The following is a 21,660-nucleotide window of genomic DNA, read 5'->3' as shown; positions in this document are numbered from 1 at the left end:
GAAAATATAGCAGGAGCAGAATTTAAATTACCACTTCATTTCGCCGGTATTCACCTTAGCGCTTAATTCCAGTGAGCTCTCTTCGGCCAGGTTTGGATACTGTTTTTTCAGGGTGCTGATGACGCCCGCAGAATCTTTATGTGCCGATAACGCCTGTTCAAAATGCTGCAGATAGTCGCGGGTAAAATCAATCGCCCCTGTCCCGGCTGGCGGGGTACCCAGATAGTGACCCGGAATCACGCGCTCGGGTTTATGCGCCGCCATGTTCACCAGCGTTTCCTGCCACTGCTTACGGCTTTCCGCCGTCTGGGTGTCTGCCGTCCAGACGTGAATCCCCCAGGCTACCCCGGTGCCGCCGAGGATGGTTTTCGCTGACGGGATCCACACATAGGCCGCGTAGCTGTCAGGCTGTTCGATGTCGATCTTCTCCCCGTCAACCATAAACGTGGTGGAGGCGAGCACCTGCGGGACGACCAGCTCGGTCGGTGCACCGTCTTTCATTTGTGGACCCCAGAAGGCGAGCTTGGCGTCTTTGGTGGCCTTGATGTGGTCAACCACGTGCTGCGTGGCCACCACTTTGGCGTTCGGGAAGGCTTTAACCAGCGGCTGCAGGCCAAAATAGAAATCCGGATCGCCGGAGGTGATCACAATCTTATTCAGGGTTTTACCGCTGCGGCGAATTTTCTCTACCAGCGCTTCGCCATCCTTCACGCTGAACTGCGCGTCAAACAGTACGGCTTCTTTCGGGCCGGAAACCAGGGTGGAGGAGACAGCGAAAATGCCTTTCTCCTGCGGGTTATAGGTGTCAATGGTCAACGGCGCGGCAAAAACAGCGGGTGTGAAAAGGGTGGAAAGCAGGGCAAGGTGAGTGAATTTCATGCAATTGTCTCGGTTGTTCAGGAATGTCTTTATTGTACGGATATTTGCATTTGCCAGAATTCCTGAAACAAGACATGCTTAGTTTCATAAATCGAGCAGATGGAGTTGATATGGATCGCGTTATTGCCGCTCAGGTTTACAACCGGATATGCGAGCTGGGGAGTTTGAGCGCTGCAGCCCGCGCGCTGGGTATTTCCCGACCGATGGTCAGCCGGTACCTTGAACAAATGGAGAAGTGGGCGGGCACGCGGCTGGTAAACCGCTCCACGCGCAAGCTGACGCTGACCGCAGCAGGCGAAAAGGTGCTGCAAAAAACGCGGACCCTCTCGCAGATCTCTCAGGAAATTGAAAGCCAGTCTGAAAAAGATCTGCCGTCCGGCACCCTGCGGGTGGCCTGCGCGCACTTTACCGCCATGCATCTGATTGCGCCGGTGCTGCCCGGTCTGCTCGCGCGCTACCCGCAGCTGCGCATCGAGCTGGACGTGAATAACCACCCGGTTAGCCTGGTGGGAGAGCGCATTGATGTCGCCGTACGTATTACCGATAACCCTGAACCCGGCATGATTGCCCGCCGGCTGGGGGAGTGTCGCTCGGTGCTTTGCGCCTCGCCGGAGTATCTGGCACAACACGGTATCCCCGTCAGCCCCGAAGAGTTAGCCCGGCATAACTGCCTGCACTACAGCTTTTTTGCCGGGCAGTCCTGGCACTTCCTGACGCCGGAAGGAGAAGGCCTGAGCGTGGCAGTCAGCGGCAACCTGAGCGCCAGCATCTCTTCGCTGTTGATGGACGCGGCGATTAAGCACTGTGGTATTGCCATGTTGCCGGAGCGCGAGGCGCGTGCCGCGCTGGATCAGGGATTGCTGGTACCGATACTGGAAACGCTGGAGCCGAAACCGCTTGCCATCCATGGCATTTATCAATCACGGGAATACCAGCCTGCCGCGCTGCGCGTGTTCCTCGACGAACTGGCCCGCTACCTGGCTTAAGAGCAGGCCTTGCGGTCGATTATTTTGCCATTAGCCAGGGAGAGGACGTGCTCCAGAAAATAATATCCGCCCCGAGATAATTTTCCGCGAACCGATCAAATTCTGCTTTGGTGAAGGGCTTGCCGGTCTCAGGATTTTTATAGGTCAGGGTCGGTTCCTGAACCGCCATGGCGATGAGCGGCAGCGTCTGTTTATTTTTATGGAAGAAGGGATAGGCATTCTTCATGTGTGCCTTGCGGTTGGGAACAATATCCGGCCCACCCAGACCGACATTGTTGGCGCTGGCATACGTAAACAGACGCCCCATGTAGTTGTGGTCATTATCCCACTCGCACGGCCAGAAGTTCACGTATTGCACCACGTGTGATTTCTTAAAAGCCTTTCGCGCAAAGGCCAGATTTTCCATTTCTCCAGCGAAATAGCTGTCGCAGGTAAACCCGGCGGGCGGGGTTTTTTCGTCGAGATCGATGGCGGTTTCGGGCAGGTTTACGCCATACACCTCGCCATCAAAGCGTTTCGCGAGGGCGGCCAGCAAAGCCTGGTAGCGCTGACGCACGGCGGGATCCCACTGACGCGCCACCCATCCTGAACCGACTGGCTTCCCTTCGCCGGGGTTATCGAACTGCGGTGCAATCCCCCCACCGTATTGCTTATCGTGCATCAGATAGTCCGGCACGTAGCGGGCGTCCGCCTCAAAGAAACGATCCTGGATTTGAATAAAGAGTTTTTTTCCGGCGGCCTTAACGCGCGCCAGATCCTGTTCTATCCGCGAGAAGTCATAGTTGTCTTTTCCGGGCTCCAGCAAGCGCCAGTTGTAAACGATCTGCACGCCGCCGATATCGCTTCGCGCAACGAGCGGAAACACCGCGTCGAGCTCGCCGGAGCTGGTATAGATAAAATTCTCCGGCGTTTTCGCCAGTGATGACAGCGATACCGCCAGTGTGGTGACGGCAACGGCCATCCTGATTTTTAGCGCCATATCATTATCCTTTTTGTTGGTACAGCAGGTGAAAGTCCTGGAATTGTCTGTGTTCCAGGGTGGGTCAGATGCGTAGTCTATACTTAACCCTTTGTAAGCCAAAAGGAGAGCAAGAATGACTATTCATAAGCACGGTTCGGCACACTGGTCTGGCGACATTAAGCGCGGTAAAGGAACGGTTTCCACCGAGAGCGGCGTTCTCAATCAGCAGCCTTACGGTTTCAATACCCGCTTTGAGGGCGAAAAGGGGACCAACCCCGAAGAATTGATTGGCGCGGCACATGCGGCCTGCTTCTCAATGGCGCTGTCGCTGATGCTCGGTGAAGCGGGCTATACCGCTGACTCTATTGATACCACGGCGGACGTCTCTCTGGATAAAACCGACGGCGGCTTTGCCATCACTAAGGTTGCCCTTAAAAGCAAGGTGACCGTTCCGGGCATCGCCCCCCAGCAGTTCGACGGTATTATTCAGAAAGCCAAAGCGGGCTGTCCGGTATCGCAGCTCCTGAAAGCTGAGATTACGCTGGACTATAAGCTTAATTAAACCGCAGCCGGGTTTGCGCCCGGCTATCCCTTCAGTGCGGCGGGAAACACCTCCGCCAGCCACGCAATAAACACCTTAAGACGGTGCGTCAGATGCCGGTTCTAAGGGTAAACCACATGAAACGGATAGGCGGCAGGGCGCCAGTCGCTCAGAATCGCCGTCAGCGTTCCCGCCCGTAAATACGCGTTTGCCGAATACTCAAAGGTCTGAACGATCCCCAGCCCCGCCGCGGCAGCCGCCAGATGGGCATTACTTTCATTTACTCCGAGATAATGCGGAATGTTGATTTCCAGCGCCTCGCCGTTCTCTCTGAAGCGAAACGGAAATGCCCGCCCGGTGACGGGCGAGAGGTAGCTAATGAGCTTGTGGCCGTTGCACAGCTCCTGCGGATAGGCCGGAACGCCGTGATTTTTCAGGTAACCCGGCGTCGCGCAGGTGACCATTTCGGCGTTGCCAATATGGCGGGCGATGAGGGTCGAGTCGTTCAGCGGGCCGCCGCGGATGACGCAGTCTACGTTACCGCTGATGAGATCCACCGGACGATCGGCTACTCCAAGGTCGATGCGGATTTCCGGATAACGCTGCATAAAATCCGGCAGCAGGGGGATAAGCACGTCGCGGGCGGTGGATCCGCCTATATCAACCCGCAGATGCCCTTTTGGCGTCGCGCGGGAAATGCGAAACGCGGTGTCGATGTCTTCGATATCTATCAAGACCCTCAGCGCTTTTTCATAGTATTCCATCCCTTCAGGCGTCGCGACCACCCGTCGAGTGGTGCGGTGCAGAAGGCGTATATCCAGGTGCGCCTCAAGCGATTTGACCAGCTTGCTCAGGGTGGCGATCGGCATATTCAGCGAGTCCGCCGCGCGGGTAAAGCTTCCGGATTCCACCACCCGCGTAAAGGCGCGCATCGCCATGAGCTGGTCCATGATGACCTCTTATTATTTCTGTATGTGAATAGTCATTTTCATTTTTGCCGGTTTTTCACTAATCCTGCAAGGGCTAAAGTTTGTCCAACGCAAACCCAACAAAAGGTAAATGACATGAAAACGACTCTCTCAGGAAAAATCGCACTGGTCACCGGCGGCAGCACCGGCATTGGTCTTGCCACGGCGCAGGAGCTGGCGGCGCAGGGCGCGAAGGTGTATATCACCGGACGCCGTCAGGCCGAGCTTGACGCGGCGGTCGCAGAAATTGCTTCAACGGCAGTGGGCATTCGCGCGGACGTGTCAAACTGGCGGATCTGGACGAGGTCTATGCCCGGATAGCCAAAGAAGAGGGCCGCCTCGATATTCTGTTCGCCAATGCGGGTGGCGGCGATATGCTGCCGCTGGGCGCGATAACCGAAGAGCAGTTTGACCGGATTTTCGGCACCAACGTCCGCGGGGTGCTGTTTACGGTGCAGAAGGCGCTGCCCCTGCTCTCCGCCGGATCGTCGATTATTCTGACCGGCTCGACGGTCTCCATTAAGGGGACGGCAAACTTTAGCGTCTACAGCGCCAGCAAGGCCGCCGTGCGCAACTTTGCCCGCTCCTGGGCGCTGGATTTGCAGGGCCGTGGGATCCGCGTCAACGTGGTCAGCCCGGGCCCGATCAAAACCCCTGGCCTCGGCGATCTGGTGCCGGAAGAACACCGTCAGGGGCTGTACGACGCGCTGGCCGCGCAGGTGCCGCTCGGCCGTTTAGGCGCGCCGGGCGAGGTGGGGAAAGCGGTGGCGTTTCTGGCCTCCGACGCGGCCAGCTTTATTAACGCCACCGAGCTGTTCGTGGACGGCGGGATGGCGCAAATTTAACCCAGACTTCGCCAGCAGCGGACGTCACGGCCCTCGCGAGAGGGCTGTAACGGCTGGGGACGCTCGCACCCCTGCGCGGCCATCGGGCATCGGTCACGGAAAAAACAGCCTTCGGGAAGACGGCGGTTGCCGGGAAGCTCCGTTTTGCGTAAGGCCAGCGTCTCATCCAGCGGTTCACCGGTGCGGGGAACCGAATCGAGCAGCAGGCGGGTGTAAGGATGGCGCGGCTCCCCAAGCACCTGTGCGGCGCTGCCCAGCTCCACAATCTGCCCAAGGTACATCACCGCCACGCGGTCGCTCATGTGCCTGACCACCGAGACGTTATGTGATATCAACACGTAGGTCAGATTACGCTGCTGTTGTAGCGTCACCAGCAGGTTGAGGATCTGCGCCTGCACGGAAATATCCAGCGCGCTGGTGGGTTCATCAAGCACGATGATATCCGGATCGGACGAGAGCGCCCGGGCGATGGCGATGCGCTGACGCTGCCCGCCGGAGAAGGCGTGCGGAAGCCGGTCGAGATATTCCGGGCGAATGCCCACCTGCAGCGCCAGGTTTTCAGCCAGCTGGCGGCGGTCGCGCTCGCTGCTGCGCTTTTGTACCCAAACCGGCTCGGTGATGATGCGCCAGACCGGCAGGCGCGGGTCGAGCGAGGAGAGCGGATCCTGAAACACCATCTGCATGCCGCCCGCATGGTGCGCCCGCTGGCAGGCGCCGGTGCTGGGCTTAAGCATGCCCATCAGCAGCTGGGCCAGCGTGCTTTTCCCGCAGCCCGATTCCCCGACGATACCGAGCGTTTCTCCCCGACGGATCTCAAGGTCGAGCCCGTTAAGCGCATGGACCTTTTCCGTCACACGCCCCAGCCAGTTTTTACGTGCCGCAAAATTCACGTGCACGCTATCCAGTTCCAGCAGTACATCAGACATGGGCTTTCTCCCGTTGTGGATACCAGCAGGCAGCCTGTTGGCCTTCTGCGCCATGGGGTTGCAGGCGCGGCGTTTCGCTGCATTTCGTCCCGGCGGCAAAGCAGCGCTCGCGGAACGCGCATCCCTGCGGAAGCTGGCTGAGGTTTGGGACCGTGCCGGGGATGGCGGGAAGCGGGGCGCGCGGCTGGCCGTTTTCCGGCGCGCACTGCAGCAGTCCAATGGAATAGGGATGCACAGGCTGGTGAATCAGCGTTTGCGTGGCACCGCTCTCGATCACGCTGCCCGCATACATCACGTACATTCTGTCGCAGAGCTGGGACACCACGGCCATATCGTGGCTGATAAACAGCACCGAGGTGCCGCTGGCCCGTGCCTTGTGCTTCAGCAGGCGCAGCACCTGCAGCTGGACGGTGACGTCCAGCGCGGTGGTCGGTTCGTCGGCGATAATCAGCTCCGGCTCGCAGGAGAAGGCAAGGGCGATCATCACCCGCTGGCGCATCCCGCCGGACAGCTCAAACGGATAGCGCGCCATGACCGCTTTCGCATCCGGGATTTGCATCTCTTCCAGCAGGGTAATCGCCTTCTGCTGCGCCTCATGCCGGGAAATCGGCTGATGCTGGCGGATCACCTCGACCATCTGTTTGCCAATCCGCCGCGTCGGGTTGAGGGCGGTCATGGGCTCCTGAAAAATCATCGCGACCTTTGCGCCGCGCCACTGGCGAAGCTGCTTCTCGGACGCCGTCAGGACGTTTTCGCCGAGTAATTTCACCTGACCATGATGAATGCGGTAGCTGCCTTCCGGCAGCAGACGCATGGCGAGCATGGCGGTCACGGATTTACCCGAACCGGATTCGCCCACCACGCCGACAATTTCACCCCTGCCGATCTCCAGCGAGACGTGGTTAAGCGCGTGGACCTCGCCGCGAAAAATCGGGAAGCTCAGGTGCAGGTCTTCAATCTTGAGTACCGGGTCGGTCATCACTGTTTCCCTCCTGACTTCGGATCCAGCAGATCGCGAATACCGTCGCCAAACAGGTTAAAGCCCACGGCGGTTATCAAAATCGCCGCACCGGGAAAGGTGCAGTACCACCACTGGTCCAGAACGTAGTTACGGCCGACGGCCACCATCGCGCCCCATTCGGCGGTCGGCTGCTGCGCGCCCAGGCCAATAAACCCCAGCGTGGCGGCCATCAGGATGGCGCTGCCGATGTCCAGCGACGCCTGCACGATCAGCGGCGGCAGGGCGTTGCGCAGGATATGCCAGCGGATCAAATGCCAGCGGGAGGCGCCAAAGGTGCGGGCGGCCTGCACGTAGGTAAACTGGCGCACCACCAGAGTTTGGCCGCGCGCCAGGCGGACGTAGAACGGAATGCGGACAATCGCAATTGCCAGCATGGCGTTAAACAGGCTCGGCCCCAGCGCGGCGGCCAGCGCCATGGTCAGCACCAGGGAAGGAATGGAGAGCATAATGTCCATTACCCGCATGATGACGGCGTCGCCGCGTCCGCCCAACACGCCGGACAGACAGCCCAGCAGCGAGCCGATGCCGCCCGCAATCATCACCACCGCCAGCCCGGCGGTAATGGACTGCTGGCTGCCCGCCAGCACGCGGCTGAACAGATCGCGGCCCACCTCGTCGGTACCAAACCAGTGCTGCGCAGACGGCGCCTGCAGGCGCGCGGTCAGATCCAGCGCGTTTGGGTCGTGCGGCACGATCCACGGCGCGGCCACCATAATGAAAAGCATCACAAGCATAATGACGCCGCCAACGATCGTGAGCGGGCTTTGACGCAGCATCCAGAAGAGCTTTGCCCAGCTGATGCGTTGTCTGGCGGTTTTAACCGGGACGGGCGTTTCCTGCGTTAACATCATTCGGCACCTCCGCGCCCGATTCGCGGGTCAATCCACAGGTAAAGCAGATCGACCACCAGATTAACCAGCACGTAGGCCAGCGAAACAACGACGGCAAAGCCCATCACGGCGGGGAAATCGAGCGCCTGAATGGACGTCACCACCCAGGCGCCCATGCCCGGCCAGGCAAAGACGGTTTCGGTCAGTACGGCGCCGTAAAGCAGATCCCCCAGCGCCAGCCCGAGCACGGTAATCGACGGGATCATCGCATTCGGCAGGGCGTAGCGCAGGACGATATACCAGCCGGGCAGGCCGCTGGCGCGGGCCGTGCGAATGTAGTCCTCGCTAAGCTGCTCCAGCATCGCCGAGCGAACCTGGCGTGCGACGATGCCCAGGTGGACAAACGCCAGCGTCAGCGAGGGTAAAATCAGGTGCTGCAGCGCGTTGAAAAAGACCTCGCCGTTGCCCTCCAGCAGCGCGTCCAGCAGATAAAAGCCGGTGATGTGCGTCGGCGGATCGAGCCAGTCGTCCAGCCTGCCGCCGCCCGGCAGGATCTGCAGGTGCCCGTAGAACAGCACGATGACGCCCAGCCCAAGCCAGAAGGCCGGGGTGGAGATGCCAGTCATTGCCATTAAACGTACCAGGTGATCCAGCCAGCGGTTGCGGTACACCGCCGACAAAATCCCCAGCGGCACGCCGATGACCAGCGCCAGCAGCAGAGAACAAAAGGCCAGCTCCAGCGTGGCGGGGAAAAAGGCCTTCAGGTCTTCCGCAACCGGACGACCGGTACGGATGGACGTGCCTAAATCACCGTGGGCCAGGGCGTCCACGTAGCGGCCAAACTGAACGTACAGGGGCTGGTCCAGCCCTAACTGCTGGCGGATGTTCTGCACGATTTCGTCGCTGGCGCGATCGCCGGCCAGCAGACGGGCAGGATCGCCGGGGATCAGGTGCGAAATAATAAAGGTGATAATACAGACACCGGCCACCACCAGGAGTAACCCCCAGCAGCGCTGGCGCACTATGCTCCAGAACGTCATACGCTTTCCCCCGGCGAAACGGTTACTTGCTCATGGTGGCGATGTTGAACACCTGCTCGAGCATCGGATTAAAGGTGAAGCCTTTGACCTCTTTGTTCATCGCCAGCTGGTAGTTCTTCTGGAACAGATAAACGTACGCCGCTTCGTCGATGACCACCTTTTGCGCCTGCTGATAATCTTTGGTGCGTTCCGCCTGGTCCGTGGTTTTCAGCGCGGCCTGCAGCAGGGAATCGACCTCTTTGTTCTCATAGAACGAGCGGTTGCCCGGCAGCCCTTTTTTATCCGATTCGAACCAGTAGTTCATGAACATGTACGGGTCGGCAAAGTCCGGGCTCCAGTTGCCGATGGCGATGTCGTAATCGCCTTTGCCGACGCGGTCGCGCATGGTGGCATTGGCCAGTTTCTCCAGCTTGACGTTAATGCCGATCTTGCCAAGGCTGGCCTGGGTTGAGAGGGCGATAGGCTCCCAGTTTGGATCGTTGTCCGAGTAGAGGAAGGTCAGGCTGGCGGGCTTGTCTTTGACCTTCTCCAGGGCTGCTTTAGCTTTGGCCTCGTCGAGGCTGTACTGCATGGCCGCGGCGTCAAAGCCCCACATGCCTTCCGGGATCGGGCCGCGCATTTGCTTGCCGTTGCCGCTCAGAATGCCCTTCACCATCCCCTGATAGTCCGTCGCCCAGGAGACCGCGCGGCGTAAATCCACCTGATTGAGCGGCGCTTTGCTGTTATTGAGGTAGAGATAGGTCACGCGCAGGGACGGGTATTCGGCGACGGCGACTTTGCCTTCCTGCTTCAGGGCTGCCAGCTGGTCGACCGGCAGGGAGTCGGCAATGTCCAGGTCACCGCGGGAAAGCTGCAGACGACGCGACGCGCTCTCACCGATAATTTTTACCGAGACGCGCTTGAAGTGCGGCTTGTCGCCCGACCAGTGGGGGTTAGGGACCAGCACCAGCTGCTGGCCTTTCTGCCAGCTCTTCAACATAAACGGCCCGGAACCGGCGGTGTTTTGCGCCAGAAAGCCGCGCGCGTCGTCTGCGGCATTGGCCTTCAGCACCGCCGGGTTAATGATGGACGCCCCGTCGTTTGCCAGGGTGTAGAGGAAAGGCGCGAACGGCTGGCTGAGGGTGAATTTCACCGTGTGCTCATCAACGGCATCAACTTTCAGGTCTTTCGGGAAGGCTTCAGACGGCCCCTGGCTGAGCTTCAGCAGGCGCTCAAAGGAGAGTTTGACCGCCTCGGCGGTAACCGGCGTGCCGTCGGAAAATTTGGCGTTATCCGCCAGGGTAAAGGTCCACACTTTCTGGTCGTCGGAGGCTTTCCAGCCCGTCGACAGATCGCCTTCTACCTCGGTAGAGCCTGGCTTGTACTTGACCAGACGCTGGTAGGACGGATAGGTGACGGTCCAGTCGTTGTTATCAATGGTGATGGCCGGATCGAGCGTTTGCGGGTCGGCGGCTTTACCGATCGCCAGCATGTCTTTCGGGACGGCAGCCAGCGCCAGCGGTGCACTCAGGGCCAGCGTGGCGGCAATGACGGTCGAGAGAAGCGATGTTTTCATGGCAGTGCTCCAGGTTTAAAGAGGGGTGTGCGTCAGGGGAAAACAGGCAAAACGGTCATCAAGCAGCGGGTAGCTGGCGGCGTTCGGCAGTTCGAAGTGCCACCATTCGCTGCCGATCCCGACAAAACCGCCGCCGAACATGATGGCGTTCAACAGCAGACGGTTGCGCTGGGCGTGGGGCGGCACGGAAGGGTGATACGGATGCGAGCGGTCATGCATTTCGTCAAAACCAGCGCCCATATCCAGCACGGCGTTATGCTCGTCCATCAGGGTCACGTCGATGGCCGTGCCGCGACTGTGGTTGGAGCCAATCGCCACGTCGACAACATATTCCGGGTTCGGGCAGGCCTCCCACAGCTGGGCCTGCGCCTGCTGCGGCCGATAGGCGTCGTAGACCACCAGCTTCAGTCCGGCCAGCGTGGCAATGCTGATGGCTTTTGCCAGCGCGGTGGCCGCGTCGGTATGCAGCAGGCACAGCGCCTCCTGGTAAATTGGGCGGCCGGTAATATTGTCGGCGGTGGCGTACTTCAGATCGACATGCAGCGTGGGGAACGTCTTCGCCACATCAATCAGTTCACTCTCTACGGGCATAGCTCCGCTCCTTTAGCGTTCGAATTGACCAAACTCTTGTTGTAATTGTCGGTTTACCGCCAGACGCGCCGGGAGCGCTTCACCCAGCGCTTCCACCACGCCCGACAGCAGCAGGTTGAACAGGCAGCTCACGGGGGCAAGTGAATCCCAGAAATGACCGGTATCGGTTTTCACCTGCAGCAAATCCATCGGGTAATCCCGCGCCCACGGGCACCAGATGTCGGTGATTAAGGCCAGCGGAATGCCTTTCTCGCTGGCGACGCGGCAGTACTGACGGGCCATCGCAGAGTAGGTGCGCGTGTCAGTCAGCACGACGTACGGATGCGAAAACCCCGAGTTGAGGGATTCCACCCAGCTGCCGGAAGCGCCCTCCGAATAGCTCACCCGCGGGCGGAGGTACTCGAGGTGGCTGAAGAAGGCGTTGGCAATCCCGCGCGTGGACTGGATCCCCAGCACAAAGACCGCGTCCGCGTGGGCCAGATGGTGCACCACCTGACGAAAAGCGTCCGTTTGCGCCAGCTGGTACACCTGCGTGATGGCGTCCACTTCCAGCGACAGGGCGTGCTGAAGGCGGCTGGAAAGAGGGCGCTGCTGCTGCCAGGAGTCGAGCCGCTCGTTCATGCCCCAGGGCTGATACGGATCGCGCAGGCTTTTTTTGGCATCTTCCAGGTTGCGGTACCCCAGCTTGCGCAGGAAGCGTCCGACGGTAATTCCGCTGGTCCCGCTCGCCTGACCCACACTTTCCGCCGTTTCAAACGGGATTTGCGCGGCGTGCGCCAGCAGCCAGCTTCCGACCCGCTTTTCGCTGGGCGTGAGCTGGCTGAACGTCGCTTCGATACGGCTCAGCATCTCAGGTTTCGTCGTCATACCGCCTCGCTGTTAACAGGCTGTCAATGGTCGAATTTGTGTTACCCAGTTAACAATGCATGACGCGTGCCATATTCACAGGCGGGCGAAAACCCGCTGAGCAGTAAACTTCATGCAATATTTAGTTAACCAATGATCAACATTTGTGCAGCGTAGTTCACTTTTGGTGCACTGGCTGAGCGGGCAGGTATGAATTTGGTGAATACGTCAGTCCGTTCACATTTTTGATAAGATAGATGTACTGTGAATATAAAAGGGATCCCGGCATGGCAAATCTGCCCTGGCGAGTCAGCGTGCGCCTGATCGCGCTTGCAAAGAAAACAGGAATGGTCGTGGGGATCGTACTGGTCGTCCTGCTGGCGGTGCGGGTCTATCTCTCGCAGCAGGGACCGGAACTGCACCTGTGGCACACCTGGCGGGCCAATGAGATGTCCGCGCGCGAGATGGACAACACCGACTTTGCCGGGTATCAGGCCCGGGAAAAGGCGATTTTCACCGATCTGGATAACGCGGTGACGGCGAAAACAGCGGGCGAGGAACAAACCCCGTTAAACCGCTACTACCGCCAGAGCCTGGTATGGCCCGGTCAGTTTGCCCCCGATGCCAACCGCTCCTTTGTGCTGATGCCGGCCGGAAAGCCACGCGGCGCGGTGGTGTTGCTGCATGGACTGACGGATTCTCCTTACAGCGTCAGGCGTCTTGCCGTGAACTATCAGCAGCACGGCTTTGTGGCCGTCGTCCCGCGTCTACCCGGACACGGCACCGCGCCCGGTGCGTTGACGGACGTTGACTGGGAAATGTGGCTGGCGGCGACGCGTCTTGCGGTGCGGGAAGCCACGCGCCTGGCGGGTGAAGCTGTGCCTTTGCATCTGGTGGGCTACTCAAACGGCGGGGCGCTGGCGATGAAATATACCCTTGATGCGCTTGACACCTCTGCGCTGCGTAAACCCCAGCAGGTGATCCTGCTCTCACCGATGATCGGCGTGACGGCCTTTGCGCGCTTTGCCGGTTTCGCCGGGTTACCGGCGCTGCTGCCGGCGTTTGCTAAAGCAGCCTGGCTGAATATTGCGCCGGAATATAATCCGTATAAATACAATTCTTTCCCGGTTAACGCCGCTCGCCAGTCTTGGCTGCTGACGAAGGCCCTGCAGGAGCAGATTGGCCGTGAGGCGCGGGAAAACAGGCTGGCGAATTTGCCGCCGGTGCTGGCGTTCCAGTCGGTCATGGATTCTACGGTCAGCACCCGCGCGGTGGTGACCGGCCTGTTTGACCAGCTTCCGGCAAACGGCAGCGAACTGGTGGTGTTTGACATCAATCAGGCAGCCAGCTTCCGTCCGCTGTTCAAACCGTCGTCGTGGACGGCAACCTCGGCGCTGCTGCCGGTTGCGCAAAGGCGTTACAGTGTCACTGTTATCACCAATGCCGGCGAGCACAGTTTCTCGACGGTGGCGAAAATCACTCCAGCAGGCAGCACGCAGGAGACGGTCGTGCCGCTTGCGCAGTCCTGGCCGCAGGATGTCTATTCCCTGTCGCACGTTGCGGTGCCGTTCCCGCCGGATGACGATCTTTATGGTCGTGAACCTGCAGTGAAAAACCGCTACGGCATCAGCCTCGGGACGATTGCGCTCTGGGGAGAAACGTCCGTGTTGAGCGTCGGAAAAGAGGCGCTGATGCGGGTCACCTCGAACCCGTTCTACGACTATATGCAGGAGAGGATCGACAGCCGGATTAGCGACGGGGGAAAGTAACGTTCCTTTGTGGTGTGAATAAGTTAGGTCGCATTGATTAAGTATGTTAAATAGTAGCTTCAAAGCACCTCTCTTTCTCATCGGAACCCATTTTGTGCTGACGACTCTGATCTACCGAAGCCAGTTGAATTTATCACGCCCGACCACTGAACTGCGGGAGCTGGTGGAGCGCGCCAGGGGCCGCAATGCAAAACTGAATATCACCGGCGTCCTCCTTGCTAAAGGGAACGACGTTCTGCAGATCCTCGAAGGGTCCGAAGAGAGTGTGGTCAAACTGTTCCATACCATCCGTGAGGACAAGCGGCACAGCGGGGTGGTAGAACTGCTGCGGGACTATGGTCCGCGCAGACGCTTCGAAAACGTCGGCATGCTGCTATTTGATCTGCAAACGCAGTCGCCGAAAGAGGTGCTGCAGTCGGTGCTGCGCTACAGCAAGCTGGAGAGCTATCTGACCTCCGACGATCGGGTGTTCAAATTTATTCAGACCTTTATAACCGGTAAACGTCCGGCCCCGTCGGGGGCACGCTACACCCCGGACAAATGGACGCTCTCGACCGAAACGTTACCCTTTGGTGAGCATCTGGGCCTGATTGTCGGGCAAACCTGCCAGTTTGCGCTGCAGCCTATTGTCGAGCCCTCGGAAGGGAAGATCAGCTCCCTTGAGGCGCTTATCCGCGGCAACGACGGCGGCAGCCCGGAGCATTTCTTCAGCACCGTTAACCCGGACAACGTCTACGAAGTCGATCTCCAGACAAAAGCGTATGCCTTTGCGCTGGCGGAAAAGCTGGGCATTGGCAGCCATAAAATCGCGGTAAACCTGCTTCCCATGTCGCTGGTTAATGTCCCTGGCGCGGTGGAATTTCTGGTCAATCAGATTAAAAAGCATGGCCTTCAGCCGGAGCAGGTGGTCATTGAAGTCACTGAAAACGAGATGATCTCCGGGTTCAACCAGTTTAACAGCGCCATCAAGCAGCTTCGCGGCGAGGGGATTGGCCTGGCGATCGATGATTTTGGTTCGGGCTATGCCGGGCTTTCGCTGCTGACCCGCTTCCAGCCTGACAAAATTAAAATCGACCGCGAAATTGTCAGCAACATCCACCTGAGCGGCCCGAAGCAGGCGATCGTGCGCTCCATCATCAGCTGTTGCTCCGATCTGGAAATCACCCTGGTGGCTGAAGGCATTGAGAAAATAGAAGAGTGGTGCTGGCTTGAATCCGCCGGTATCCGTCGTTTCCAGGGCTTCCTGTTTGCCCGGCCGCAGCTGAATGGCGTCGGCGATATCTACTGGCCGCATCTGGTGCGGTAAGCCAATTTTCCCTCCCGTTATTTCCCCTTTGCCCGGCCTGTGCTTAAATAGCTAAAACGGTTTAACATAGTTTAGCTAAGAGGATCACATGAAGAAAATCTGGGTACTTGGCGATGCGGTAGTGGATTTGCTGCCCGATGGAGAAGGCAGATTGTTGCAGTGTCCCGGCGGCGCACCGGCAAACGTTGCGGTCGGAATTGCCCGGCTCGGCGGCCAGAGCGCCTTTATCGGCAGGGTTGGCGACGATCCTTTCGGGCGCTTTATGGCGAAAACGCTCGCCGACGAGCGGGTTGACGTGACGTGGATGCGCCTTGACCCGGCGCACCGCACCTCAACGGTAGTGGTCGATCTCGACGACCATGGCGAGCGCTCGTTTACGTTCATGGTGCGCCCGAGCGCCGATCTGTTTCTGGAACCCGCCGATCTGCCACCGTTTAGCGCCGGAGAGTGGCTGCACGTCTGCTCCATCGCGCTAAGCGCAGAGCCGAGCCGTACGGCGACATTTGAGGCGATGGCCGCCATCCGTGAAGCGGGCGGTTACGTCAGCTTCGACCCCAATATTCGCCCGGACCTCTGGCCGGATGAGAACGCACTGCATGGCTGCCTGGAGCAGGCCCTGCAAAGCGCCGACGTGGTGAAACTTTCGGTAGAAGAGCTGGCCTTTTTCACCGGCAGCGCGGAGGTCAACGTTGGTCTGGAGGTGCTGATGCAGCGCTGCCCGGCGCGTCTGGTGCTGGTCACTCAGGGTAAAGAGGGCGTCATCGCCTGGCATGACGGCGCCGTGGAGCACTATCCGGCAACGCCTGTTGAGTGTGTCGATACCACCGGCGCGGGCGATGCCTTCGTGGCGGGGCTGCTCTACGGGCTGGCCGCCGGCCAGGACCTGACGCCGGTTATCGCGCTCGCCCAGCGCTGCGGCGCGCTGGCCACCACCGCCAAAGGGGCGATGACCGCGTTGCCCTGGCAGCACGAACTGTAATTCCTCCCTTCACTGGCCGCCATCCGGCGGCCTGAATTGTCGCCTCGATCACACTTACTAAAACGGTTTAGCAAAAAAGATTGCCGATCCAAAATTCACAGGTTTAGTATCAGCAACCTAAACCGGTTTAGCAATTTAGCACGTTTAATGACTTCTTTTAGGGATGCGACAAAATGTATAAAAAACGCAGACTTGCCGTGATGATAGGCATGCTGGCCGGAAGTACCTCTGTTTTTGCCCAAACGGATATGTCCAGTATTGAAGCGCGTCTTGCCGCGATGGAGCAGCGCCTCCAGGCGGCGGAAACGCGTGCGCAGGTGGCTGAAAAACGCGCCGCCGATGCGGAACAAAAAACGCAGCAGCTGGTTGCCGCTCAGCAGCAGACGCAAACGACAACTCAGGCGGTAGCGCAGCGCACCACCGCGCTGGAGAAGAAGGCGGATCAGACCGGCGGGTTTGAGTTCCACGGCTACGCCCGCTCGGGCATGCTGATGAACGATGCGGCCTCCAGCAGCAAAAGCGGCCCTTATCTGACCCCGGCCGGAGAAACCGGCGGCGCGGTAGGGCGTCTGGGGAACGAAGCCGACACCTACGTTGAGCTGAACCTGGAGCACAAGCAAACCCTGGACAACGGGGCGACCACGCGCTTTAAGGCGATGCTGGCCGACGGTCAGAGAACCTATAACGACTGGTCAGCCGATACCAGCGATCTCAATATTCGCCAGGCTTTCACGGAGCTGGGCAACCTGCCTGATTTTACCGGCGCGCTGAAGGGCAGCACCTTCTGGGCGGGTAAACGCTTCGACCGGGACAACTTTGATATCCACTGGCTGGACTCCGACGTGGTGTTCCTGGCCGGTACCGGCGGCGGCGTTTACGACGTGAAGTGGAACGATTCGCTGCGCAGTAACTTCTCCATTTACGGCCGCAACTTCGGCAGCGTGGAGCAGACCGACAACAACGTTCAGAACTATATCCTCAGCATGAACCACTTCGCTGGTCCGTTCCAGCTGATGGTGAGCGGCCTGCGGGCGAAAGATAACGACGACCGTAAAGACACTAACGGCGATCTCATCAAAACGGATGCCGCCAATACTGGCGTTCATGCCCTGGTCGGCTTGCATAATGACAGCTTCTACGGCCTGCGCGAAGGGACTGCCAAAACGGCGCTTCTGTACGGTCACGGTCTGGGGGCGGAAGTCAAAAGCATCGGCTCCGACGGCGCGCTGCTGTCTGAGGCGGATACCTGGCGCTTCGCAAGTTACGGTGTCACGCCTGTGGGCGGCGGCTGGAGCGTTGCGCCCGCCGTTCTGGCACAAAGCAGTAAAGATCGCTACGTCAAGGGCGATAGCTATGAGTGGGTAACGCTCAACACCCGCCTGATTAAAGAGGTCACCCAGAATTTCGCGCTGGCGTTTGAGGGAAGCTATCAGTACATGGATTTAAATCCGGAAGGCTATAAGGACCGCAACGCCGTCAACGGCAGTTTCTACAAGCTGACCTTTGCGCCAACCTTAAAAGCGAGCAAAATCGGCGATTTCTTCAGCCGTCCTGAGCTGCGCCTGTTTGCCACCTGGATGGACTGGAGCAGCAAACTGGATCATTACGCCAGCGATGATGCCTTTGGCAGCAGCGGCTTCAACGCCGGCGGGGAATGGAACTTTGGGGTCCAGATGGAAACCTGGTTTTAACCCATCACGCTCCCGCCTGGCGGGAGCGTTTCGTACATCATAAAAAGAAGTCAGGCAGAGGTATCTATGGATTTTAATCAAATCGCCCGCGAGCTTATTCCGCTGCTCGGTGGCAAGGAAAATATCGCCAGCGCGGCGCACTGCGCAACGCGTCTTCGTCTGGTGCTGGTCGATGACGCGCTGGCGGATCAGCAGGCCATCGGCAAGGTCGACGGCGTAAAAGGCTGCTTCCGTAACGCCGGGCAGATGCAGGTGATTTTTGGTACGGGCGTGGTCAACAAGGTTTATGCCGCGTTTATTCAGGCGGCCGGGATAAGTGAGTCCAGCAAGTCGGAAGCCGCAGATCTGGCGGCGCGCAAGCTGAACCCGTTCCAGCGTATTGCCCGTCTGCTCTCCAACATCTTTGTGCCAATCATCCCCGCGATTGTGGCGTCCGGTCTGCTGATGGGCCTTCTCGGCATGGTGAAAACCTACGGCTGGGTCAATGCGGATAACGCCATCTACATCATGCTGGACATGTGCAGCTCCGCGGCGTTCATCATCCTGCCTATTCTGATTGGCTTCACCGCCGCGCGCGAATTTGGCGGTAACCCGTACCTCGGCGCGACGCTGGGCGGCATTCTGACCCACCCGGCGCTGACCAACGCCTGGGGCGTGGCGTCGGGTTTCCACACCATGAACTTCTTCGGCCTTGAGATTGCGATGATTGGCTATCAGGGCACGGTATTCCCGGTGCTGCTGGCCGTCTGGTTTATGAGCATCGTCGAGAAAAACCTGCGCCGCGCGATCCCGGATGCGTTAGACCTGATCCTGACCCCGTTCCTCACCGTCGTTATCTCCGGCTTTATCGCCTTGCTGATTATCGGCCCGGCGGGGCGCGCTCTGGGGGACGGTATCTCCTTTATTCTGAGCACGCTGATCGCCCACGCGGGCTGGCTGGCCGGACTGCTGTTCGGCGGGCTTTACTCGGTAATTGTGATCACCGGTATTCACCACAGCTTCCACGCGATTGAAGCCGGGCTGCTGGGTAACCCGTCGATTGGCGTTAACTTCCTGCTGCCGATCTGGGCCATGGCGAACGTGGCGCAGGGCGGCGCCTGTCTGGCGGTGTGGTTCAAAACCAAAGATGCCAAAATCAAAGCCATTACCTTACCGTCGGCGTTCTCTGCGATGCTGGGCATCACCGAAGCGGCCATTTTTGGTATCAACCTGCGCTTCGTTAAGCCGTTTATCGCCGCGCTGATTGGCGGTGCGGTGGGCGGGGCCTGGGTGGTCTCCGTACATGTATACATGACTGCCGTCGGGCTGACCGCCATCCCGGGCATGGCCATCGTGCAGGCCAGCTCGCTGCTGAACTATATTATCGGCATGGTGATTGCCTTTGGCGTGGCGTTTACCGTCTCGCTGCTGCTGAAATATAAAACGGATTCTGAATAATGACGTTACCTTCCCGCTGGCCTGCGATCCTGCAGGCCGTTATGAAAGGTCAGCCGCGGGCGCTGGCGGACAGCCATTATCCGCAGTGGCATCCCGCGCCGGTGACGGGGCTGATGAACGACCCGAACGGGTTTATCTGGTTTGCCGGCCGCTACCACCTGTTCTATCAGTGGAACCCGCTGGACTGCGAGCATCGCTTCAAGTGCTGGGGGCACTGGAGCTCTGCGGACCTCGTGCACTGGCGGCATGAGCCGCTGGCGCTGATGCCCGACGAAGAGTATGACCGCAACGGCTGCTACTCCGGCAGCGCCGTGGATAACCAGGGCGTCCTGACGCTTTGCTACACCGGCAACGTCAAGTTCGATGACGGCAGCCGCACCGCCTGGCAGTGCCTGGCCGTGGAGCAGCCGGACGGGACCTTTACGAAGCTGGGGCCGGTGCTGGCGCTGCCGGAAGGCTACACCGGACACGTGCGCGACCCGAAGGTGTGGCAGCACGAAGGGGAGTGGTACATGGTGCTCGGCGCGCAGGATGTGCAAAAGCGCGGCAAGGTGCTGCTCTTTAAGTCAGCCGATTTGCACGCCTGGACGTCCTGCGGGGAGATCGCCGGTCACGGGGTTAACGGCCTGACGAACTCGGGGTATATGTGGGAGTGTCCGGACCTGTTTGCCCTCGACGGAACGCATGTTCTGATCAGCTGCCCGCAGGGGCTGGCGCGCGAGCCGCATCGCTACCTCAATACCTATCCGGCTACCTGGATGAGCGGGGCATTTGACTATGCAAACGCCGCATTCGATCACGGCGAGCTTCACGAGCTGGATGCGGGGTTTGAGTTTTACGCCCCGCAAACCACGCTGGCGGAAGACGGTCGCCGCATTCTGATCGGCTGGATGGGCGTACCGGACGGGGAAGAGATGCTTCAGCCCACCCGGGCGCACGGCTGGATGCACCAGATGACCTGCCCGCGCGAATTACGGTACCGCGACGGCAGGCTCTGGCAGACCCCGGTGCGCGAGCTGGCGGCGCTGCGTGAAGATGAGCAGCGCTGGCAGGGGCGCGCTCTCGAGGCGCCTGAACTGGACGCGACGTGCCTGGAGTTTGAGCTTAGCGCCGCGCGCGTGAACGTCGATTTTGCCGGCGCGCTGCGTCTTATGGTCGATGAGCAGGGCGTGCGTCTGGAACGCGCGAGCCTGAAAACCGGTGAAACGCTGACCCGCTACTGGCAGGGCGACGTCACTCATTTACGCGTTCTCTGCGACCGCTCCAGCGTCGAAATCTTCATTAACCACGGCGAAGGAGTGATGAGCAGCCGCTATTTTCCTGACCATCCGGCCCGGGTGCGGTTCGAAGGTGCGTCCGATATCACATTACGCTACTGGTCGCTGCGCGCCTGCATGATAGAATGAGGGTTTTGGCAGCCGGATCTAAGTCGTTGTGAGAAAAACAAAACGCGTCACCATTAAAGACATCGCGGAGCTGGCGGGCGTGTCAAAAGCCACCGCCAGCCTGGTCCTGAACGGGCGCAGCAAAGAGCTTCGCGTGGCGGAAGAGACGCGCGAGCGCGTGCTGGCGATTGCAAAAGAGCACCACTATCAGCCCAGCATTCACGCCCGGTCGCTGCGCGATAACCGCAGCCACACCGTTGGTCTGGTGGTCCCGGAGATCACCAACTACGGTTTTGCCGTTTTTTCTCACGAGCTGGAAACGCTGTGCCGCGAGGCGGGCGTTCAGCTGCTGATCTCCTGCAGCGATGAAAACCCGGGGCAGGAGACGGTGGTGGTGAACAACATGGTGGCGCGTCAGGTGGACGGGCTGATTGTGGCTTCCAGCATGCTCAACGATGCGGACTACCATAAGCTCAGCGAGCAGCTGCCGGTGGTCCTGTTTGACCGTCACATCAACGACAGCGCGCTGCCGCTGGTGATCACCGATTCCATTACCCCGACGACCGAACTGGTGGCTGACATTGCGCGCCAGCATCCTGATGAGTTCTACTTTCTCGGCGGCCAGCCCCGCTTATCCCCGACGCGCGACCGTCTGGAAGGGTTTAAGCAAGGGCTGCGTGAGGCCGGCGTGGAGCTGCGCCCCGAGTGGATCATTCACGGCAACTATCACCCGAGCTCCGGATACGAGATGTTTGCTGAACTCTGCGCCCGCCTGGGGCGTCCGCCAAAAGCGCTCTTCGCCGCCGCCTGCGGGCTGCTGGAAGGGGTGCTGCGCTATATGGGCCAGCATAACCTGCTGCAAAGCGATATCAGGTTAGCCAGTTTTGACGATCACTATCTCTACGATTCGCTGACGATCCCGGTAGATACCATCCGCCAGGATAACCGACAGCTGGCGTGGCACTGCTTTGATTTGATTAGCAAACTGATCGAGGGGGAGACCCCGGAACCGTTGCAACGCAAGCTGTCTGCCACCCTGCAGCGGCGCTATAAGTCATCGAAATAGCCCGACTGGATACTTCAATAACTTTAATTAATTTAAGT

At 59.5% G+C, this 21,660-nt stretch carries 18 protein-coding genes and 2 pseudogenes; 10 read left to right on the top strand and 10 right to left on the bottom strand.

The window, feature by feature from the left end; genetic code table 11:
- Nucleotides 1-27 precede the first annotated feature (27 nt).
- Nucleotides 28-879, bottom strand: coding sequence for a Vmh family MBL fold metallo-hydrolase (locus tag PUP35_RS11085; protein ID WP_249576002.1), 852 nt, complete (start codon nucleotides 877-879; stop codon nucleotides 28-30).
- Nucleotides 880-989: 110 nt separating this feature from the next.
- Between PUP35_RS11085 and PUP35_RS11080 the strand changes: the two genes are divergently transcribed.
- On the top strand, nucleotides 990-1,865 hold the full coding sequence (locus tag PUP35_RS11080) for a LysR family transcriptional regulator (protein WP_274239443.1): 876 nt from the start codon (nucleotides 990-992) through the stop codon (nucleotides 1,863-1,865).
- Between the two features lie 19 nt (nucleotides 1,866-1,884).
- On the opposite strand, the gene PUP35_RS11075 is transcribed toward PUP35_RS11080, so the two are convergent.
- Nucleotides 1,885-2,844: a hypothetical protein gene (locus PUP35_RS11075; RefSeq protein WP_274239442.1), complete on the bottom strand. Its 960-nt coding sequence runs from the start codon at nucleotides 2,842-2,844 to the stop codon at nucleotides 1,885-1,887.
- Between the two features lie 115 nt (nucleotides 2,845-2,959).
- Between PUP35_RS11075 and PUP35_RS11070 the strand changes: the two genes are divergently transcribed.
- The gene (locus tag PUP35_RS11070) at nucleotides 2,960-3,388 is read left to right on the top strand and encodes an OsmC family protein (protein ID WP_023311893.1); all 429 of its coding nucleotides are present in this window, start codon (nucleotides 2,960-2,962) and stop codon (nucleotides 3,386-3,388) included.
- A 23-nt stretch (nucleotides 3,389-3,411) separates the two neighbouring features.
- Here the strand turns inward: PUP35_RS11070 and PUP35_RS11065 are convergent.
- Nucleotides 3,412-4,317: pseudogene (locus PUP35_RS11065) on the bottom strand (LysR substrate-binding domain-containing protein).
- 114 nt (nucleotides 4,318-4,431) lie between these two features.
- Here PUP35_RS11065 and PUP35_RS11060 point away from each other — a divergent pair.
- A pseudogene (locus PUP35_RS11060) lies at nucleotides 4,432-5,180 on the top strand (SDR family NAD(P)-dependent oxidoreductase).
- Here PUP35_RS11060 and PUP35_RS11055 read toward each other — a convergent pair.
- The 7 genes from PUP35_RS11055 to PUP35_RS11025 are packed head-to-tail and all read right to left on the bottom strand — an operon-like array spanning nucleotide 5,177 to nucleotide 12,010.
- Nucleotides 5,177-6,106, bottom strand: a complete 930-nt coding sequence (locus tag PUP35_RS11055; protein WP_127730993.1) for an oligopeptide/dipeptide ABC transporter ATP-binding protein — start codon at nucleotides 6,104-6,106, stop codon at nucleotides 5,177-5,179. The pseudogene PUP35_RS11060 and the gene PUP35_RS11055 sit on opposite strands and share 4 nt — an antisense overlap.
- Nucleotides 6,099-7,085, bottom strand: coding sequence for an ABC transporter ATP-binding protein (locus tag PUP35_RS11050; RefSeq protein ID WP_274239441.1), 987 nt, complete (start codon nucleotides 7,083-7,085; stop codon nucleotides 6,099-6,101). The genes PUP35_RS11055 and PUP35_RS11050 overlap by 8 nt, the downstream gene beginning before the upstream one ends.
- Complete coding sequence (ddpC, locus tag PUP35_RS11045; RefSeq protein ID WP_274239439.1) at nucleotides 7,085-7,978, bottom strand: D,D-dipeptide ABC transporter permease; 894 nt, start codon at nucleotides 7,976-7,978, stop codon at nucleotides 7,085-7,087. Before ddpC ends, PUP35_RS11050 begins: the two co-directional genes overlap by 1 nt.
- On the bottom strand, nucleotides 7,975-8,997 hold the full coding sequence (locus PUP35_RS11040; protein ID WP_111963607.1) for an ABC transporter permease: 1,023 nt from the start codon (nucleotides 8,995-8,997) through the stop codon (nucleotides 7,975-7,977). The genes ddpC and PUP35_RS11040 overlap by 4 nt, the downstream gene beginning before the upstream one ends.
- Nucleotides 8,998-9,019: 22 nt before the next feature.
- Nucleotides 9,020-10,552, bottom strand: a complete 1,533-nt coding sequence (locus PUP35_RS11035; RefSeq protein WP_274239436.1) for an ABC transporter substrate-binding protein — start codon at nucleotides 10,550-10,552, stop codon at nucleotides 9,020-9,022.
- 15 nt (nucleotides 10,553-10,567) lie between these two features.
- Nucleotides 10,568-11,143, bottom strand: coding sequence for a D-alanyl-D-alanine dipeptidase (ddpX, locus tag PUP35_RS11030; protein WP_274239435.1), 576 nt, complete (start codon nucleotides 11,141-11,143; stop codon nucleotides 10,568-10,570).
- A gap of 12 nt (nucleotides 11,144-11,155) precedes the next feature.
- Nucleotides 11,156-12,010: a MurR/RpiR family transcriptional regulator gene (locus PUP35_RS11025; protein ID WP_115875140.1), complete on the bottom strand. Its 855-nt coding sequence runs from the start codon at nucleotides 12,008-12,010 to the stop codon at nucleotides 11,156-11,158.
- Between the two features lie 266 nt (nucleotides 12,011-12,276).
- On the opposite strand from PUP35_RS11025, the gene PUP35_RS11020 reads away from it, so the two are divergent.
- The 7 genes from PUP35_RS11020 (at nucleotide 12,277) to PUP35_RS10990 (ending at nucleotide 21,622) form a co-directional block, all read left to right on the top strand.
- On the top strand, nucleotides 12,277-13,758 hold the full coding sequence (locus tag PUP35_RS11020; RefSeq protein ID WP_274239434.1) for an alpha/beta hydrolase: 1,482 nt from the start codon (nucleotides 12,277-12,279) through the stop codon (nucleotides 13,756-13,758).
- Nucleotides 13,759-13,852: 94 nt separating this feature from the next.
- Nucleotides 13,853-15,064, top strand: coding sequence for a diguanylate phosphodiesterase (locus PUP35_RS11015; RefSeq protein ID WP_274239433.1), 1,212 nt, complete (start codon nucleotides 13,853-13,855; stop codon nucleotides 15,062-15,064).
- 88 nt (nucleotides 15,065-15,152) lie between these two features.
- Complete coding sequence (locus PUP35_RS11010) at nucleotides 15,153-16,043, top strand: aminoimidazole riboside kinase (RefSeq protein ID WP_111963601.1); 891 nt, start codon at nucleotides 15,153-15,155, stop codon at nucleotides 16,041-16,043.
- A gap of 173 nt (nucleotides 16,044-16,216) precedes the next feature.
- Nucleotides 16,217-17,734 (top strand): carbohydrate porin, encoded by a 1,518-nt coding sequence (locus PUP35_RS11005; RefSeq protein WP_274239431.1) that lies wholly within the window; start codon nucleotides 16,217-16,219, stop codon nucleotides 17,732-17,734.
- 66 nt (nucleotides 17,735-17,800) lie between these two features.
- Entirely contained in the window at nucleotides 17,801-19,171 is a 1,371-nt protein-coding gene (locus tag PUP35_RS11000) for a sucrose-specific PTS transporter subunit IIBC (RefSeq protein WP_023619263.1), read from the top strand.
- A complete protein-coding gene (locus tag PUP35_RS10995; protein ID WP_274239427.1) occupies nucleotides 19,171-20,577 on the top strand; it encodes a sucrose-6-phosphate hydrolase in 1,407 nt (468 codons plus the stop codon). Before PUP35_RS11000 ends, PUP35_RS10995 begins: the two co-directional genes overlap by 1 nt.
- Before the next feature lie 28 nt (nucleotides 20,578-20,605).
- Nucleotides 20,606-21,622 (top strand): LacI family DNA-binding transcriptional regulator, encoded by a 1,017-nt coding sequence (locus PUP35_RS10990; RefSeq protein WP_136194898.1) that lies wholly within the window; start codon nucleotides 20,606-20,608, stop codon nucleotides 21,620-21,622.
- The last annotated feature ends 38 nt before the right edge of the window (nucleotides 21,623-21,660 follow it).

The sequence above is a fragment of the Enterobacter sp. S-33 genome (genome assembly GCF_028735835.1).
Lineage (GTDB): Bacteria > Pseudomonadota > Gammaproteobacteria > Enterobacterales > Enterobacteriaceae > Enterobacter > Enterobacter vonholyi.
The sequence above is the reverse complement of the archived record's forward strand: the minus strand, read 5'-3'. Positions and strand labels throughout refer to the sequence as shown.